Below are 2,959 nucleotides of genomic sequence, written 5' to 3' on the forward strand. Positions count from 1 at the left end.
TGGAATGGTCTGGCGTAGAGGGTGAGACCCCTGTAGACGTAAGCTGGAGCCTTCTGTGTGTTTTCCCGAGTAGTGCGTGACTCCTGGAATTGCGCATGAATTTGGCGGGACCACCCGTTAAGCCTAAATACTCCTCGATGACCGATAGCGGACCAGTACCGTGAGGGAAAGGTGAAAAGTACCCCGGGAGGGGAGTGAAATAGTACCTGAAACCATGTGCCTACAATCCGTCGGAGCGATCTCCTTGTGGGATTGTGACGGCGTGCCTTTTGAAGAATGAGCCTGCGAGTTAGTGGTACGTGGCGAGGTTAACCCGTGGTGGGGTAGCCGTAGCGAAAGCGAGTCCGAACAGGGCGTTGAGTCGCGTGCTCTAGACCCGAAGCGGGGTGATCTATCCATGGGCAGGTTGAAGCGTGGGTAAGACTGCGTGGAGGACCGAACCCACTTAGGTTAAAAACTGAGGGGATGACCTGTGGATAGGGGTGAAAGGCCAATCAAACTCCGTGATAGCTGGTTCTCCCCGAAATGCATTTAGGTGCAGCGTCGTTTGTTTCTTGCCGGAGGTAGAGCACTGGATGGTCTAGGGGGCCTACAAGCTTACCGAAATCAACCAAACTCCGAATGCCGGCAAGTGAGAGAGCGGCAGTGAGACTGCGGGGGATAAGCTCCGTAGTCGAGAGGGAAACAGCCCAGACCATCAGCTAAGGCCCCTAAGCGGTTGCTAAGTGGAAAAGGATGTGGAGTCGCAGAGACAACCAGGAGGTTGGCTTAGAAGCAGCCACCCTTGAAAGAGTGCGTAATAGCTCACTGGTCAAGTGATTCTGCGCCGACAATTTAGCGGGGCTCAAGCAACCCGCCGAAGCTATGGCATTCATACGTGTACTCGGCCCACTCTTTGGGTGGGTCCAGGTGTGTGGATGGGTAGGGGAGCGTCGTGTGGCGTGGGAAGCGGCGGGGTGACCCAGCCGTGGATGCCACACGAGTGAGAATGCAGGCATGAGTAGCGAATGAAGAGTGAGAAACTCTTCCGCCGAATGACCAAGGGTTCCAGGGTCAAGCTAATCTGCCCTGGGTAAGTCGGGACCTAAGGCGAGGCCGACAGGCGTAGTCGATGGACAACGGGTTGATATTCCCGTACCGGCGTTGGTGCGCCCATGCTGAATCAGTGATGCTAAGCGGGTGATCTTCTGTTCCGGACCCTTCGGGGTCTGGTTCTTGGGAGTGAGCGTGTGAACCGAGCTGGTAGTAGGCAAGTGATGGGGTGACGCAGGAAGGTAGCTCATCGCGGCGATGGTTGTCCGCGTGTAAGGATGTAGGGCGACAGGTAGGTAAATCCGTCTGTCATGTGTCTGAGATCCGATGCCGAGCCGTTTGTGGTGAAGTGAGTGATCCTATGCTGTCGAGAAAAGCCTCTAGCGAGTACCAGAGCCGCCCGTACCCCAAACCGACACAGGTGGTCAGGTAGAGAATACCGAGGCGATCGAGATAATCGTGGTTAAGGAACTCGGCAAAATGCCCCCGTAACTTCGGGAGAAGGGGGGCCGGATCCGTGAACCCTTTGCTGGGGGAGCGGTGAAGGCCGCAGAGACCAGGCCCAAGCGACTGTTTACTAAAAACACAGGTCCGTGCGAAGAAGTAATTCGATGTATACGGACTGACTCCTGCCCGGTGCTGGAAGGTTAAGGGGACGTGTTAGCGCTTCGTGTGCGAAGCACTGAACTTAAGCCCCAGTAAACGGCGGTGGTAACTATAACCATCCTAAGGTAGCGAAATTCCTTGTCGGGTAAGTTCCGACCTGCACGAATGGAGTAACGACTTGGGCGCTGTCTCAACCACGAGCTCGGCGAAATTGCACTACGAGTAAAGATGCTCGTTACGCGCGGCAGGACGGAAAGACCCCGGGACCTTCACTACAGCTTGGTATTGGTGTTTGGTTCGGCTTGTGTAGGATAGGTGGGAGACTGTGAAGCAGCCACGCCAGTGGTTGTGGAGTCGTTGTTGAAATACCACTCTGGTCGTACTAGATGTCTAACTTAGGTCCGTGATCCGGATCAGGGACAGTGCCTGGTGGGTAGTTTAACTGGGGCGGTTGCCTCCTAAAATGTAACGGAGGCGCCCAAAGGTTCCCTCAGCCTGGTTGGCAATCAGGTGTTGAGTGTAAGTGCACAAGGGAGCTTGACTGTGACACCGACGGGTGGAGCAGGGACGAAAGTCGGGACTAGTGACCCGGCGCTGGCATGTGGAAGCGGCGTCGCTCAACGGATAAAAGGTACCCCGGGGATAACAGGCTGATCTTCCCCAAGAGTCCATATCGACGGGATGGTTTGGCACCTCGATGTCGGCTCGTCGCATCCTGGGGCTGGAGCAGGTCCCAAGGGTTGGGCTGTTCGCCCATTAAAGCGGCACGCGAGCTGGGTTTAGAACGTCGTGAGACAGTTCGGTCCCTATCCGCCGCGCGCGTAGGAAACTTGAGAAAGGCTGTCCCTAGTACGAGAGGACCGGGATGGACGAACCTCTGGTGTGTCAGTTGTTCTGCCAAGAGCACGGCTGATTAGCTACGTTCGGAAGTGATAACCGCTGAAAGCATCTAAGCGGGAAGCACGTTTCAAGATGAGGTTTCCCACCCACCTTGGTGGGGTAAGGCCCCCAGAAGACGACTGGGTTGATAGGCCGGAAGTGGAAGCGCAGCAATGTGTGGAGCTGACCGGTACTAATAGGCCGAGGGCTTGCTCACACATGCACTGCATGGATACTCGCACACATAGACCACTGTGAAGCTCTGGAACCACAACCAGAGTAAATTGGATACACAACAATTGAAGAGGTTGTGGACCGTAGAGTTACGGCGGCCATGGCGAAGGGGAAACACCCGGTAACATTCCGAACCCGGAAGTTAAGCCCTTCAGCGCCGATGGTACTGCACGGGAGACTGTGTGGGAGAGTAGGACGCCGCCGGACA

The 2,959-nt window shown here is 55.8% G+C and carries 2 rRNA genes (1 of these 2 only partly in view); both read left to right on the plus strand.

What is annotated here, in order from left to right:
* Window positions 1-2,734: ribosomal RNA gene (locus tag CLV56_RS20425) — 23S ribosomal RNA — on the plus strand; it begins 386 nt to the left of the window's first position.
* A 107-nt stretch (window positions 2,735-2,841) separates the two neighbouring features.
* Window positions 2,842-2,958, plus strand: a 5S ribosomal RNA gene (rrf, locus tag CLV56_RS20430).
* The last annotated feature ends 1 nt before the right edge of the window (window position 2,959 follow it).

The organism is Mumia flava, assembly GCF_002797495.1.
In the GTDB taxonomy this organism is placed as follows: Bacteria; Actinomycetota; Actinomycetes; order Propionibacteriales; family Nocardioidaceae; genus Mumia; species Mumia flava.